Raw genomic sequence first — 11,517 nt, 5'->3', positions numbered from 1 at the left:
CCGACTCCTACGCGCCCAGCAGCTTCCGCACCCGGTCCGCGCCGACGGCCAGCAGCAGCGTGGGCAGCCGCGGACCGGTGTCACGGCCGACCAGGAGCTGGTACAGCAGCACGAAGAACGACCGCTGCGCGGCCTTCAGCTCGGGCGTCGGCTTGGCGTCCGGCTCCAGCCCCGCCAGGATCTTCGGCACCCCGTAGACGAGCGTCGTGAGGCCGTCCAGCGACCAGTGCGTGTCCAGCCCGTCCAGGAGCAGTCGCAGCGACCGGCGCCCCTGGTCGTCCAGCGAGCCGAGCAGTTCCTTGTCCGGCTCGTCGCGGACGATGGTGCGGGCGTCGGCGGGGACCTGGTTGGTGATCCAGCTCTCCGCGCGGTCGAGCCGCGGCCGCGCCTCGTCGAGCGAGCCGATCGGGTTCTCCGGGTCCAGCTCGCTCAGGATGCGCAGCGTCTGCTCGTCGTGGCCGGCGGTGATGTCGACGACGGACGCGAGGGTGCGGTACGGCAGCGGGCGCGGCGTGCTCGGCAGCTCACCGGCGGCCGTGCCGATGGCGCGTGCGTACGCGGCGACGTCGGCGGGCAGCGCGGAACCGTCGGCGACCTTGCGCGCCAGCGAGTCCCACTCGTCGTACAGCCGCTGGATCTCCTGGTCGAAGGCGATCTTGAAGGACTGGTTGGGCTTGCGGCGCGCGTACAGCCAGCGCAGCAGCGGCGCCTCCATGATCTTCAGCGCATCGGCCGGGGTCGGTACGCCGCCCTTGCTGGAGGACATCTTCGCCATGCCGGAGATGCCGACGAAGGCGTACATCGGGCCGATCGGCTGCACACCGTCGAAGACCTCGCGGACGATCTGGCCGCCGACGACGAACGACGAACCGGGCGAGGAGTGGTCCACGCCGCTGGGCTCGAAGATCACTCCTTCGTATGCCCAGCGCATCGGCCAGTCGACCTTCCAGACCAGCTTGCCGCGGTTGAACTCGTTGAGCCGGACGGTCTCGGCGAAGCCGCAGGCGGTGCACGTGTAGTTCAGCTCGGTCGTCTCGTCGTCGTACGACGTGACGGTCGTGAGGTCCTTCTCGCAGTTGCCGCAGTAGGGCTTGTACGGGAAGTAGCCGGCGGAGCCACCGCTGCCGTCGTCCTCGCTCGCCGCGCCGGAGCCCGCCTCGGCCTCCAGCTCGGCCTCGTCGACCTTCTTCTGCTGCTGCGGCTTCTTGCCCTTGCCCGCGGCCGCCGGGTCCTTCTTCGTGCGGTACCGATCGAGGACGGCGTCGATGTCGGCGCGGTGCCTCATGGCGTGCAGGATCTGCTCGCGATACGCCCCCATCGTGTACTGCTCGGTCTGGCTGATGCCGTCGTACTCGACACCCAGCTCGTCCAGCGCGGCCGTCATGGCGGCCTTGAAGTGCTCCGCCCAGTTCGGGTGGGCGGACCCGGCCGGGGCGGGCACGGACGTCAGCGGCTTGCCGATGTGCTCGGCCCACGACTCGTCGACACCGGGGACGCCCGCCGGGACCTTCCGGTAGCGGTCGTAGTCGTCCCACGAGATGAGGTGCCGGACCTGGTGCCCGCGGCGGCGGATCTCGTCCGCGACCAGGTGCGGGGTCATGACCTCGCGGAGGTTGCCGAGGTGGATCGGGCCCGACGGCGAAAGACCGGACGCGACGACGACCGGTTTGCCAGGCGCACGACGCTCCGATTCGGCGATGACATCGTCCGCGAAACGGGAGACCCAGTCGGCCTCGGTGCTGCTCTGACTCTGAGCCACGGTCGGCACGTCCTTCTCTCTGGTAGGGCTCGTAGGGGCACCGTCCATTCTCCCAGGTCCCACCGGCAGCGCGAAAACGGCTTTACAGTGCGTGGGATACTGGGCGTGATCCCTTGTACCCCTACGGAAACGGCAGCCATCCCATGGCCTCGGTCAATTCCCTCGCTTCCACGCTCCAGCAGCAGCTCGCGGACACCCTGACGGCAGCACTGCCGGATGCCGGCACCGCGGACCCGCTGCTGCGCCGAAGCGACCGGGCCGACTTCCAGGCCAACGGAATCCTGGCCCTCGCCAAGAAGCTGAAGGGCAACCCGCGCGAGCTGGCGTCCCAGGTGACGGCCGCGATCCCGGCGGGCGACCTGATCAAGGAGATCGAGGTCTCCGGCCCCGGCTTCCTGAACATCACGCTCAGCGACAAGGCCATCATCGAGACCCTCGCCGCGCGCGCCGCGGACGACGCGGGCCGGCTCGGCGTGCCGTACGCGCAGAACGCGGGCACGACGGTGGTCGACTACGCGCAGCCGAACGTGGCCAAGGAGATGCACGTCGGGCACCTCCGCTCCGCGGTGATCGGTGCCGCGATGGTGGAGGTCCTGGAGTTCACGGGTGAGAGCGTGGTCCGGCGCCACCACATCGGCGACTGGGGCACCCAGTTCGGCATGCTCATCCAGTACCTGATCGAGCACCCGCAGGAGCTCGACCACCGGGGCGGCGAGGAGCAGGACGGCGAGGCCGCCATGTCCTCGCTGAACCGGCTCTACAAGGCGTCGCGGGCGCTCTTCGACTCCGACGAGGAGTTCAAGGCCCGCTCCCGGGACCGGGTGGTGGCGCTCCAGGCCGGTGACGAGGAGACGGTCACGCTCTGGCAGCGGTTCGTCGACGAGTCGAAGATCTACTTCTACTCGGTCTTCAACAAGCTCGACATGGAGATCCGCGACCCCGACATCGTCGGCGAGTCCGGCTACAACGACATGCTCGAGGAGACCTGCCGGATCCTGGAGGAGACGGGCGTCGCCGTCCGCTCCGAAGGTGCGCTGTGCGTCTTCTTCGACGACGTGAAGGGTCCGGACGGCAATCCGGTCCCGCTGATCGTCAAGAAGACGAACGGCGGCTACGGCTACGCGGCGACCGACCTCTCCGCGATCCGTGACCGGGTCCAGAACCTCAAGGCGAGCACCCTGCTGTACGTCGTGGACGCGCGGCAGTCGCTCCACTTCAAGATGGTCTTCGAGACGGCCCGCCGGGCAGGCTGGCTGAACGAGGACGTGAAGGCGCACCAGTTGGCGTTCGGCACGGTCCTCGGCAAGGACGGCAAGCCGTTCAAGACCCGTGAGGGCGAGACGGTCCGGCTGGTCGACCTGCTCGACGAGGCGATCGAGCGGGCGACGGCCGTCGTGCGCGAGAAGGCCGAGAAGGTCGGCCTGACCGAGCAGGAGATCGTCGAGAACGGCGAGTACGTCGGTATCGGCGCGGTGAAGTACGCCGACCTCTCCACGTCCGCCGTCCGGGACTACAAGTTCGATCTGGACCAGATGGTGTCGCTGAACGGCGACACGTCCGTGTACCTCCAGTACGCGTACGCCCGGATCAAGTCCATCCTCCGCAAGGCGGGCGAGACCCGGCCGGTCGCACACCCGGAACTGCAGCTGGCCCCGGCCGAGCGGGCGCTGGGTCTGCACCTGGACCAGTTCGGCGAGAACCTGGCCGAGGTGGCGTCGACGTACGAGCCGCACAAGCTGGCCGCGTACCTCTACCAGCTGGCCTCGCTCTACACGACGTTCTACGACCAGTGCCATGTGCTGAGCGACGACAACCCCGCCGAGGTGGTCGAGAACCGGCTCTTCCTGTGCGACCTGACCGCCCGCACCCTGCACCGGGGCATGGCGCTGCTCGGCATCCGCACCCCCGAGCGTCTCTGACCGCCGGAGTGTGGTCGGACGCCCAGGACCGGTCCTACCCGCACTGCACAGCATCCCCTCCGGCCGTCTTCCGGGGAGCACAGCTGCTCCACGGAAGACGGCCGGAACCGCCATCAGCGATGCGCTGACCATCGAATGGGACTCCGAGGTCGGGGAGCCGTTCACCTACGTCCACGGGACGCCGGGCCGAGCACAGCCCGACGCCATGGTGTTCGGCGCGATCGGCGACTTCCACGACACCTCGCCCGATGTCGTCGAGTTCTTCGAGAAGGGGCTGCGGGGCACCTCCTCGATGGCCGGCACCGCCTGGAACACCGGCCCGGGCGACGGCGGCGGATGGCTGCGCTGTCTGGCGTACACGCCCGTCGTCGACAGCAGGGCGCTCCAGGTGGCGTGCAGTTGGGCCGACAAGGGCAGCCTGGGCACGGTCGTCGTCAACGAGGAGGGGCTGGACGACTTCGACGATGCCCAGGCCGTCTTCCGGATCCTCGACGACAGCCGTCCGCCGGCCGTGGTGACGCTCGCCCCGGGCCGGTCCGCGTACGCCGCCATCGGCCTGACCGGCGACACCGAGGTGAAGGACCGGCACAAGGGCACCCGTCTCACGGTGCACTTCTCCGCGAAGGACCCGTCGGGATCCACGGGCACCGTTCCGGACGAGCCGGCGCTCCCTGCCGACACCTACTGGGACGAGAAGGGCTTCGTCACTTACTGGCAGAGCGACATGGCCGACGCCCTCACCTACTGAGTCCGCACCCACCGAACCGCCAACTCGCCGCCTTCCAAAGGGAGTAGACCGTAGGATCGAAGATCGAAACCTGAAGGAGGCAGCGTGCGGGCACAAGGTGGCGGCAGACCGACAACGTCGAACACAAGGACACCGGCAGCCATCGCAGCCGCAGTCGCATCGCTGGCGCTGGTCACCGGCTGCGGCCAGGCGGCGGGATACCGCGCGTCGGACAACGCGTCGAGCACCTCCTCGCCGACCCCGAGCGTGAACCCGTCCTACGGCGCGAAATTCCTGGCCATCAACGAGTGCGCCGCCCCCGAACCCGGCCGGAAGGACGTCTACCGCGAGGTCCCGTGCGACGACCCCGAGGCCGTCGCACGGGTGACCAACCGGATGAACACCGGCCACGCCGAGCCGTTGTCGGGCACCAGCTGCCTGGACTACACGGACTTCGCGATCGATGTGCCGGCCAGTCTCGCCGTCCTGGAGGGCACACGGGCGACGGGTGAGGGCTACGCCTGCATGCGCAACCTGAAGCCTCCGCACCCCGGCGAGCCCGGCGGGGGCGGCGGCCTGCGGATCGAGGTCGGCGACTGCGTGAGCGGCGGGTCGAAGGACGGGGACGTGATCACGGAGGCCGCCTGTCGGACCAAGGGCAAGAAGGGCGGCGCGACCCACAAGATCATGAAGATCGTCGAGGGCGGGTTCGTGGGCGGCCTGAACGACCCGTGCGACTACGAAGCCGACGCCGTGTTCACCGAGAACCCGATCTTCGACTCCGACCCGGCGAGGAACGACCGCGTCCTGTGCGGCAAGAAGCTCTGACCCGCACGACCGGGAGAGCAGCCCCGCCCCCTCCTCCCCCGGATCCCCCTCCTCCCCCGGATCCCCCACATCCTCCGGATCAGTCCCGGTAGTCCGGCGCCACCCGGTCCAGCAAACGCAGCATCGCCGCCCAGGCCAGGTCGTACGCCCCGTCGTCCTGGAAGTCCGCGTCCGCCTCGCCCGCGAGCTGACGGGCGGTGTACTCGCAGGTCTCGGGAGAGGGGACGATCAGCGGTCCGCCGCCGGCCTGGGCGGTGACCTGGATCTCGCAGGCCCTCTCCAGGTAGTACATGCGCAGGAAGGCCTGGGCGGCGCTCTCTCCCACCGTCAGCAGACCGTGGTTGCGCAGGATCAGCGCCGGGTGGGTGCCGATGTCGTCGACCAGGCGCTTCTGCTCGTCGAGGTTGAGGGCGACGCCCTCGTAGTCGTGGTAGCCGACGCGGTTGTAGAACTCCATCGACATCTGGTTGAGCGGCAGCAGCCCGTCGCGCTGTGCGGCCACGGCGCAGCCGGCCCTGGTGTGGGTGTGCAGCACGCAGTGGGCGTCCTCGCGCGCGGCGTGGATCGCGCTGTGGATGACGAAGCCCGCGGGGTTGACCGGATACGGGGTGGGCTCGACCGGGTTGCCCGCCAAATCGATCTTGACCAGGTTGGAGGCGGTGATCTCCTCGAAGAGGAGACCGTAGGGGTTGATGAGGAAGTGGTGATCGGGCCCCGGAAGCCGCAGCGAGATGTGCGTGAAGATCAGGTCGGTCATCCGGAAGTGCGCCACGAGCCGGTACACGGCGGCGAGTTCGCGCCGCAGTCGTGTCTCCTCATCGACTGTTGAGTCGGCGGTCTGCACGTCGGTCATGAGGGGGCTCCTTCGAGGGTCGGGTCGACCACGGGGGTGAGGGGTCGCCCGGTGCGGTGCCAGGCGATGACGTTCTCGGCGGGTGCGCACACGTAAGCCCGCTGCGACGCGTCGGACAGATAGGCGCTGTGCGGGGACAGCTGGATGCGCGGGTGGCTGCGCAACGGATCGTCGAGCGGCGGGGGTTCGACCGGGAACACGTCCAGTGCCGCCGCCCCGAGCCGTCCGCTGTCCAGGGCGGCCAGCAGGGCCGCTGTGTCGACGAGTTCACCGCGGGCCACGTTCACGAGGAAGGCGCCGGGCCGCATCCGGGCGAGCAGCGCCGTGTCGACCATGCCGCGGGTCTGCGGAGTCAGCGGTGCGTGCAGGGAGAGCACGTCGGAACCGGTGACCAGTTCGTCCAGGCCGAGCCGCTCGACGCCGTCGGGCCACCCGGCCGCGTCGGCGTGCGGGTCGTACGCGACGACGCGGCCGAAGACGGGGGCCGCGATCCGGGCCAGGACCCGCGCGATGCGTCCGAATCCCCACAGTCCGAGTGTCAACTCCCCCGCCCTGCGCGGCAGTGCGGCGAATTCGGTGTTCCAGCCGCCACCGCGCACGGTGGCGTCCGCCTGGGGCAGCGCGCGCACCAGGCTGAGCGCACTGGCGAGCGCATGCACCGCGACGTCCTCGGTCGCGGCGTGCGGAAGGTTGCTCACCCACAGCCCGCGGCGCCGCGCCTGCGCCGTGTCGATCATGTCGTACCCGGCGGACATGGTGGCCAGCATCCCGACACCGGGGAGGCGGTCGAGCAGCGCGGCGCCCACGGGCGCGTAGCCGACGATCAGCGCGACCGCGTCACGCGCGGCGGCGGCGATGGCGTCCGGGTCGCGGCTGCCGACGACGCGTGTGTCGAATCCCGCGTCGGTCAGCAGTCGTACACCCGGACCGACGTCGAGTTCCTCGGGGTCCGTGAACACCACCAGGGGCCGGCTCATCCCATCCTCCTCAAGTTCCTCAGAGCGTCACGCAATGATGATTCGTTCGCCACACTCGCGCAGAACCTACGTTTCATCCGAGAGAATTGTCCAGTGACGGTGATGCGATCGTCAGCGATGCACGCCGTCCGGGTCCGGACCTCGAACCCCGGTGTTCGAGAATGGACCCCCGCCCCGGGCGCACCCGCCCCGGGCTGTCGAGCCGAGGGGAACCGCTCAGGTGGATCTGGACCACACCGATCTGGCCGTCGTCCGCGAACTGCAGACGGACGGCCGCCTGACGTACGAGACGCTGGCGCAGCGCGTCGGTCTCTCCCGTCCCGCCACCCGCGCCCGGGTGCAGCGACTGCTCGCGGGTGGCGGTGTGCGGGTGGTGGCCGTCGTGCATCCCGCCGTACGGGAGCTGACCGCATCGGCCCACCTGTCGATCGGCGCGACCGGCCCGGCCGAGCCGGTGGCCCGCACGATCGCCGCCATGCCGCAGGCGCCGTTCGTCACGCTCACCGCGGGCAGCCGCGCCATCATGGCGGAACTGCGCACCGAGGGACTGGCCGAACTGGACCGGGCCGTGGAGTCCATCCGCTCCCTGAAGGGTGTGGACGTGGTGGATCCACTGATCTCCCTGGAGCACCTCAAGGATCCGTATCTGCTGGCGAGCCGGCCCGAGATGCCGGAGCTGGACGAGACGGACCGGCTGATCCTGGACGAGCTGGAGCGCGACGGGCGGCTGCCCTTCGCGGAACTCGCCGAGCGCGTGGGCCTCTCACCCGGCGCCGCCCGCGCCCGCACGCTGCGCCTCCTCGACGGCGGTGTCGCCAAGGTGCTCGCACTGGTGCGCCCGGAGCTGCTGGGGCTGGGCTTCCTGTGCGGGTTCGCCGTACGGCTGGACGGCGAACGGGACGCGGTCGCACGACACATCGCGGCCTGGGACCGGGTCTCGTTCCTCTCCGCCTGCATGGGGCGCGCGGAGCTCGTCGGAACGATCAGCGCGGAGTCCCTCGCGGCGGTGCGCGACACGCTGGAGGACATGCGGGCCTGCGCGGGCGTGCGCGCGGTGGAGAGCTGGATCCATCTGGAATTGATCAAGGAGCGCTACGACCTCACCACTCACCCGTCCTGACGAGAAACCCCTCCCCCTGCGACCACGCGTCGAACGATACGTAAGTAGAACCTGCCATCACATTCCGAAAAATTTGTGAGCGAAGGGTCTAGGCAAGGCATCGTCTGCTGCATATCGTCCATGCGAACGAATCAGCCGTTGCGGACTCTCCGCGCGTACGGCTCCTCATGGACGTCTCCCGGTCGAAAGCAGGCCCTTCATGCACCACCCCCTCGACGACGCCGACCGCACGCTCCTGGTGACCGGCGCGGCCGTCGCCGCGCCCGGCACCTCCGTACGCGCCGAGGCACTGGCCGTCCGCGGCGGTCGGGTCGTCCACGTCGGCACCGCCGAAGACGCCCGCGCCGCGCTCGACGGCCGCGCCGACGACGTCCTCGACCTCGACGGCGGCCTCGTCCACCCCGGATTCGTCGACGCCCACTGCCACCCGGTCATGTACGGGCAGGCGCTCGCCTGGGTCGACTGCCGCCCCGAACGCGTACCCGACATCGAGACGCTCGTCGCCGTTCTCACCGACGCCGCCCGCGAACTGCCCGCCGGAGTGCCCGTGCGCGGCTTCGGCTACGAGCACCGCCGGCTCGCCGAGCGCCGCCACCCCACCTGCCACGACCTGGACCGCGTCGCCACCGACCGCGAGGTGTACGTGATGAACGCCTCCGGCCACGGCGGCGTCGTCAACTCCCACACCCTGCGCACCTGCGGCGTCACCGCGGGCACCCCCGACCCCGAGGGCGGCAGCATCGGCCGCTTCACCTCCGGCGAGCCCGACGGCCAGCTCTGGGACGCCGCCTGCGACCTGCTCACCGGCCCCGGCGGCGTGAAGATCGGCAACCACGGCCCGAACTTCCACCTCTCCGAGCCCGACGCCATCATGGCCGACCACCTCCAGCGCGCCCAGGACGTCTTCCTCGCCGCCGGAGTCACCACCGTCGGCGACGCCCAGGCCTCCCGCCGCGAGATGGAGACGTATCTGCGCGCCCGCGCCGACGGCTCCCTGCGCATGCGCGTCTCCGCCTACCTCACCTCCGCCCTCCTCGACACCGCACTCGACCTGGGCGTGGTGAACGGCTTCGGCGACGACCTGTTCCGCGTCCAGGGCGTCAAGTTCTACGCCGACGGGACACTCGGCGGCTGGACCGCGTACTTCCCCGAGGGATACGCCGCCGACTGCTGCCACCACGGGCAGCTGTACCACTCGGCGGAGGAGTACGCCGAGATCGTCGCCCGCGCCCACCGGGCCGGCCTCCAGACCGCCACGCACGCCCAGTCCCCGTACGCCATCGGCATGGTCCTCGACGCCATCGAGAAGGCACAGGCCGGCCGGGAGCGTCCCGACATGCGCCACCGGATCGAGCACTCCGGCCTGCCCACCGACGAACAGATCGCCCGCATGGGCCGGTTGGGCGTCATCCCGGTCATGCAGCCCCAGCACCACCTGCGCACCGGCGACGGCACACTGACCGCGGTCGGCGACCTCGGCCACCGCTACAACCCGGCAGGCACCTGCCTCGCCGCCGGCGTCCCCGTCGTCTTCAGCTCGGACGCCCCCGTCGCCCCGCCCGCCCCACTGGAGGCCGTCTCCGCCGCCGCGACCAGGCGCACCGTCCTCGGCACCGTCCTCGGCGACGCCTCGCTGCGGATGCCCGTGGCGGACGGTCTGCGCGCACACACCGAGTCGGCCGCCCGGGCCCTGCACCGCGAACACGCCGTGGGCGCCCTGGCCCCGGGCATGCTCGCCGACTTCGTCGTCCTGGACAGCGACCCGCTCACCGCGGACCCGGCCGGACTCGCCTCCATCGGCGTACGCGAGACCTGGATCGGCGGCACCCGCGCCTGGTCCGCCCCCGGTCGCTGACCCGCCCCTTCCGCTCCTCCCTCCGCTCGCCCCACCCCTTCCCCGCCGCCCCTCCCGCCCCCGGAGGCCCCATGTCCCCGCAGCCCAGAACCGATAAGAGCCCGTACAGAGCCGCCGTCGCGGCACTGGCCGGGACCTCCATCGAGTGGTACGACTTCTACGCGTTCGCCACCGCGGCGGCGATCGTCTTCAACGACGTGTTCTTCCCGCCGGACATGTCGCCGTACCTCAGGACCCTGTCCGCCTTCGCGACCTTCGCCATCGGCTTCCTGCTGCGCCCGCTCGGCGGCATCGTCTTCGGACACATCGGTGACCGCGTCGGGCGCAAGAAGACCCTGGTCATCACGCTGATGATGATGGGCGTCGCATCCTTCGCCATCGGCCTGCTGCCCACGTACGCCCAGGTCGGCGCCCTCGCCCCGATCCTGCTGATCGTGCTGCGCCTGGTCCAGGGCATCGCGATCGGCGGGGAGTGGGGCGGCGCGGTACTGATCGCCGTGGAGAACGCCCCGCGCGGCAAGGCCGCCTTCTTCGGATCGTTCGCCCAACTCGGATCATCCGTCGGCGCATTGCTCTCCACGGGCGCCTTCAGCCTGATGAACCTCTTCGGCGACGACGCGTTCATGAGCTGGGGCTGGCGCGTGCCCTTCCTGGCTTCCGCCGTGCTGGTGATCGTGGGCCTGATCGTCCGGGTCAAGCTGGAGGAGTCCCCGGTCATGGAGGAGGTGCGCAAGGAACAGGAGGCGAAGGAGGACGGAGCGGCCAAGCTGCCCGTCGTGGAGGTCTTCCAGAAGGCCTGGCGGACGGTCCTCATCGGCGTCTTCGCACTGGCCACCGCGACCGGCGGCTACTACGTCGTCACCAGCTTCCTGCTCTCGTACGGCACCGGAGACCTCCACCTGTCGGAGTCCATGCTGCTGAACGGCCTCACCCTGGCGGCCTTCCTGGAACTCCTCGTCACACCCTGGCTGTCCTGGCTCGCCGACCGGGTCGGACCGCACAAGGTCGTGATCGCCGGCCTCGCGGGCGTCGTCGTCCTCGCCGTGCCGCAGTTCATGGTGCTGGGCACCGGCAGCGTCTTCCTCATCTGGCTGATGATGCTGGCCATGCGCCTGGTGATGTCCGCGCTGTACGGGCCCATCGCATCGATCCTCGTCGAAGGCTTCGCCCCGCACGTCCGCTACACCGGCATCTCCCTCTCCTACCAGATCTGCAACATGATCTTCGGTGGCCTCGCACCGCTGGCCGCGGTCTCCCTCGCGGCGGCCGCGGGCGGCCACTACTGGCCGCCGGCCGTGATGCTGATGGTGATCTCGGCGATCGGCATCGCCTGCACGGCGCGCCTGCACCGACTCGGCACGCCGCCGTCCGACGACCGTACGCCGGAACCGGCCCGGCAGGCGGTGCAGACCGCCTCGTAGGACCTGCGGCCACGCCATGTCCTCGATCGCCGGACGGCCTTGAATTTCAAGCCCGTCC

The 11,517-nt window shown here is 70.2% G+C and carries 9 protein-coding genes; 6 read left to right on the top strand and 3 right to left on the bottom strand.

Going from position 1 to position 11,517, the window contains the following annotated elements:
* Positions 1–7: 7 nt before the first annotated feature.
* Entirely contained in the window at positions 8–1,768 is a 1,761-nt protein-coding gene (lysS, locus tag ACFU6I_RS14900; RefSeq protein WP_384365733.1) for a lysine--tRNA ligase, read from the bottom strand.
* A 134-nt stretch (positions 1,769–1,902) separates the two neighbouring features.
* Between lysS and argS the strand changes: the two genes are divergently transcribed.
* The 3 genes from argS (at position 1,903) to ACFU6I_RS14885 (ending at position 5,233) form a co-directional block, all read left to right on the top strand.
* Positions 1,903–3,678 carry an arginine--tRNA ligase gene (argS, locus tag ACFU6I_RS14895; RefSeq protein ID WP_384365730.1) on the top strand — a complete coding sequence of 592 codons (1,776 nt, stop codon included), beginning with the start codon at positions 1,903–1,905 and terminating at the stop codon, positions 3,676–3,678.
* Between the two features lie 10 nt (positions 3,679–3,688).
* Positions 3,689–4,426, top strand: coding sequence for a hypothetical protein (locus ACFU6I_RS14890; protein ID WP_384365727.1), 738 nt, complete (start codon positions 3,689–3,691; stop codon positions 4,424–4,426).
* An 84-nt stretch (positions 4,427–4,510) separates the two neighbouring features.
* The gene (locus ACFU6I_RS14885) at positions 4,511–5,233 is read left to right on the top strand and encodes a hypothetical protein (protein WP_384365724.1); all 723 of its coding nucleotides are present in this window, start codon (positions 4,511–4,513) and stop codon (positions 5,231–5,233) included.
* 79 nt (positions 5,234–5,312) lie between these two features.
* Here ACFU6I_RS14885 and ACFU6I_RS14880 read toward each other — a convergent pair whose 3' ends face one another.
* Positions 5,313–6,086, bottom strand: a complete 774-nt coding sequence (locus ACFU6I_RS14880) for a class II aldolase/adducin family protein (RefSeq protein ID WP_384365721.1) — start codon at positions 6,084–6,086, stop codon at positions 5,313–5,315.
* Positions 6,083–7,063 (bottom strand): C-terminal binding protein, encoded by a 981-nt coding sequence (locus tag ACFU6I_RS14875; RefSeq protein WP_384365718.1) that lies wholly within the window; start codon positions 7,061–7,063, stop codon positions 6,083–6,085. Before ACFU6I_RS14875 ends, ACFU6I_RS14880 begins: the two co-directional genes overlap by 4 nt.
* Before the next feature lie 220 nt (positions 7,064–7,283).
* Here ACFU6I_RS14875 and ACFU6I_RS14870 point away from each other — a divergent pair, with 220 nt between their 5' ends.
* The 3 genes from ACFU6I_RS14870 to ACFU6I_RS14860 all read left to right on the top strand — a co-directional run bounded on the left by ACFU6I_RS14870 (position 7,284) and on the right by ACFU6I_RS14860 (position 11,459).
* Positions 7,284–8,183 carry an Lrp/AsnC family transcriptional regulator gene (locus tag ACFU6I_RS14870; protein WP_384365715.1) on the top strand — a complete coding sequence of 300 codons (900 nt, stop codon included), beginning with the start codon at positions 7,284–7,286 and terminating at the stop codon, positions 8,181–8,183.
* Between the two features lie 199 nt (positions 8,184–8,382).
* On the top strand, positions 8,383–10,038 hold the full coding sequence (locus ACFU6I_RS14865) for an amidohydrolase (RefSeq protein ID WP_384365712.1): 1,656 nt from the start codon (positions 8,383–8,385) through the stop codon (positions 10,036–10,038).
* Positions 10,039–10,109: 71 nt separating this feature from the next.
* Positions 10,110–11,459 (top strand): MFS transporter, encoded by a 1,350-nt coding sequence (locus ACFU6I_RS14860; RefSeq protein ID WP_384365709.1) that lies wholly within the window; start codon positions 10,110–10,112, stop codon positions 11,457–11,459.
* Positions 11,460–11,517 lie beyond the last annotated feature (58 nt).

Origin of the sequence: Streptomyces sp. NPDC057486 (assembly GCF_042802415.1) — a bacterium.
Classification (GTDB): domain Bacteria; phylum Actinomycetota; class Actinomycetes; order Streptomycetales; family Streptomycetaceae; genus Streptomyces; species Streptomyces yanii.
This window is presented reverse-complemented; position numbering and strand designations above follow the sequence as displayed.

Excerpts from the sequence above, each read along its gene's own strand:
- argS (WP_384365730.1), top strand. The coding sequence starts at position 1,903 with ATGGCCTCGGTCAATTCCCTCGCTTCCACGCTCCAGCAGCAGCTCGCG.
- ACFU6I_RS14880 (WP_384365721.1), bottom strand. The coding sequence starts at position 6,086 with ATGACCGACGTGCAGACCGCCGACTCAACAGTCGATGAGGAGACACGA.
- ACFU6I_RS14875 (WP_384365718.1), bottom strand. The coding sequence starts at position 7,063 with ATGAGCCGGCCCCTGGTGGTGTTCACGGACCCCGAGGAACTCGACGTC.
- ACFU6I_RS14865 (WP_384365712.1), top strand. The coding sequence starts at position 8,383 with ATGCACCACCCCCTCGACGACGCCGACCGCACGCTCCTGGTGACCGGC.
- ACFU6I_RS14860 (WP_384365709.1), top strand. The coding sequence starts at position 10,110 with ATGTCCCCGCAGCCCAGAACCGATAAGAGCCCGTACAGAGCCGCCGTC.